Annotated in this window: 1 pseudogene; it reads right to left on the reverse strand. The window is 61.9% G+C overall.

Annotated features, from left to right (window positions below):
• Nucleotides 1-176: 176 nt before the first annotated feature.
• Nucleotides 177-536, reverse strand: a pseudogene (locus A9Z05_RS33350) (SEL1-like repeat protein); the annotation flags it as partial.

Consider the following 536-nt stretch of genomic DNA (forward strand, 5'->3'; position numbering starts at 1 on the left):
CCAAGCGCTGCAACCAGCGCGCCTTGAGTGAGACGTTGGGAAAGGTTGGTCTTCATGTCGTTGTCGGTCGATTAGAGTCGTTGTTCGGCTTATGTGTTCGTGCGAACGTCGATAAGCCCCCCGGCGTGGCGCGCGATGGTGGTCTCCCCGCTGCTGCCCCGTTGCTCGATACCCGGTCAGTAGTACCAGTACGTCTGTTGCCAGACGCCGTAGTACGGATAGCCCGAGTACCAGTAGCCGTAATACGTGTCACGCCATTGCGTGCGCCACTTCCAGTCTTCTTCGTCTTCTTTCTTGGCCTTGCGCGCGAGTTCGAGCAGCTTTTTCGATTCCTTGTCGCCGCGGCCCGCCGCGATCGACAGCCACTTCTCCGCTTCGCGCGCATCCGAGCCCATTTCCTCGAGGCCGAACAGGTAGAAACCGCCGAGCGCCTTTTGCGCGTTCAGGTCGCCGCGTTCGGCGGCCTCGCGCATCCACTTGAGCGCCTGGTAGCTGTCCTGGCGCACGCCGTCGCCGCGGAAATAGCGCAGGCCAAG

This window comes from Burkholderia sp. A2, from assembly GCF_001729305.1.
GTDB lineage: Bacteria > Pseudomonadota > Gammaproteobacteria > Burkholderiales > Burkholderiaceae > Burkholderia > Burkholderia sola.